The organism is Gelidibacter sp. (genome assembly GCF_035577925.1).
Lineage (GTDB): Bacteria > Bacteroidota > Bacteroidia > Flavobacteriales > Flavobacteriaceae > Gelidibacter.
The window spans coordinates 1-1,737 of the sequence record NZ_DATJCY010000413.1 but is presented as its reverse complement, the minus strand read 5'-3'; the positions used below and the strand labels follow the sequence as shown (position 1 = coordinate 1,737).

Annotated in this window: 4 protein-coding genes; 3 read left to right on the top strand and 1 reads right to left on the bottom strand. The window is 37.0% G+C overall.

Features of this window, described 5'->3' with window-relative positions; translation table 11 throughout:
• On the bottom strand, window positions 1-336 hold a 336-nt coding region (locus VNJ50_RS15515), incomplete at its 3' end, for a DUF3109 family protein (RefSeq protein WP_325583202.1).
• 130 nt (window positions 337-466) lie between these two features.
• Between VNJ50_RS15515 and VNJ50_RS15510 the strand changes: the two genes are divergently transcribed.
• The 3 genes from VNJ50_RS15510 to VNJ50_RS15500 form a co-directional block, all read left to right on the top strand.
• Window positions 467-1,054 (top strand): MarC family protein, encoded by a 588-nt coding sequence (locus VNJ50_RS15510; protein ID WP_325583201.1) that lies wholly within the window; start codon window positions 467-469, stop codon window positions 1,052-1,054.
• Between the two features lie 19 nt (window positions 1,055-1,073).
• Complete coding sequence (locus VNJ50_RS15505; RefSeq protein WP_325583200.1) at window positions 1,074-1,283, top strand: hypothetical protein; 210 nt, start codon at window positions 1,074-1,076, stop codon at window positions 1,281-1,283.
• A partial coding sequence (locus tag VNJ50_RS15500) for an NAD(P)/FAD-dependent oxidoreductase (RefSeq protein WP_325583199.1) occupies window positions 1,249-1,737 on the top strand: 489 nt, incomplete at its 3' end. The genes VNJ50_RS15505 and VNJ50_RS15500, both read left to right, overlap by 35 nt.

Below are 1,737 nucleotides of genomic sequence, written 5' to 3'. Positions count from 1 at the left end.
ACCTTGGTTGTAGGCTTCCTCAAAGGCACAAAGCGCAGTTCCTTTCTTGTCAAAAATTACATAAGCACAATCGGCACCATCAATTAACGGCGTTTCAAATTCACCATATTCTGTGGTAATGAACGTTCCTTGTGCTTCAATGGCCTGAATGCCTTCTGGACGTAAAAATGGTTTGATTTTAGGGTAAATGGCTTCCATTATTTTTGTTTCCTCGAGTTCTAACGGAGCGCCGGCATCACCATCTATGCAGCAAGCACCTTTGCATGCCGATAAATTGCATACAAAATCCTTTTGAATGATTTCTTCTGAAACAATGGTTTTGCCTAATTGAAACATATCTACTATCTTAAAAATGAGTGTGTTTTTAATGGAAATGGTTTGCAAAAATAGCCAATATTTACAGTTGATTGGCATTTTAATCGGTATTAATATTCTACTTTTGCTGAAAATTTAAAACCTTTGTCCTATGAAACTTGATTTAAAAGAGATTTTTACGGCATTTATGATTTTATTTGCGGTTATCGATATTGTTGGCAATATTCCTATCGTTATTGATCTGCGTAAAAAATTTGGACATATTGAAAGTGGTAAGGCCTCTATTATTGCAGGATTGATTCTTATTACATTTTTGTTTTTAGGACAAAACATCTTGGCATTAATTGGTATTGATATCAACTCATTTGCTGTGGCAGGTGCGTTTATCCTATTTTTTATCGCTTTAGAAATGACGCTCGGCATTACTTTATATAAAACCGATGAAAATACTAGTATGACCGCAACGGTATTTCCTTTGGCATTCCCGTTAATTGCAGGGCCTGGAAGTTTAACCACCTTACTGTCATTACGAGCAGAATATTCAGTAGAAAACATCATTGTTGCCGTTTTATTAAATGTTGTTGTTATCTTTATAGTTTTAAAAACCTCTTCAAGAATTGAACGATTTCTTGGCCCAAGTGGTATCAACGTTATCCGCAAAATATTTGGTGTCGTTTTATTGGCCATTGCGGTAAAATTATTTGCCCATAATATCAAGACCTTGTTTGAAATGGTTTAATCACATCAATACTTATCATATGAAAATCTTAACTATAGTTCTATCGGTAATTGCAGTGGCGCTCATTGCTTTTAATGTTACCAAGTTAAATTTTGACCATCTTTTTGAAGGCGAAAGTATCGTAGCGGTCATCACTATTGTGTTGGCGCTTTGCGCTATTCTTTTATTGCAGATTCTTCGTGTTTCAAAACAAATTGAAAAACTTTCAAAGCAGAAACGCAATGTATGATGTGTTGATTGTTGGCGCAGGCGCGGCAGGAATGTCGTGTGCCTTGGTTTTGGGATCTGCCAAACCTAAGGCTTTTGCCCAAAATAAACATATCGGACTTATTGCTCACCAACGTACTTCCCATTTGCAAACGGCATTGTTCAATAATGTTTTGGGATTGGCACCGGGAACTTTGGGTTCGGATATTTTGGAGCAGGGCAAAATGCAGCTCCGTACTTTATATCCTCATGTCGATCAAATTGAAAACGAAAAAGTAAAATCTGTTATAAGGATTTCGGATGGTTTTGAGGTCACCACGAATAAAGATACTTACCATTCTAAAATTGTGGTAATTGCTGCTGGATACACTAATCTTATCAATATTGATGGCTTGGAAACCTATATCGCACCACATCCAAGAGCTGCTGCTGCAAAGGAGCGCATTTGGTTAAAAAACGAAGACCATCTGGTGGCG

Bases quoted from the DNA above. Each gene is read 5' to 3' on its own strand.
- VNJ50_RS15510 (WP_325583201.1), top strand. From the start codon at position 467: ATGAAACTTGATTTAAAAGAGATTTTTACGGCATTTATGATTTTATTT.
- VNJ50_RS15505 (WP_325583200.1), top strand. From the start codon at position 1,074: ATGAAAATCTTAACTATAGTTCTATCGGTAATTGCAGTGGCGCTCATT.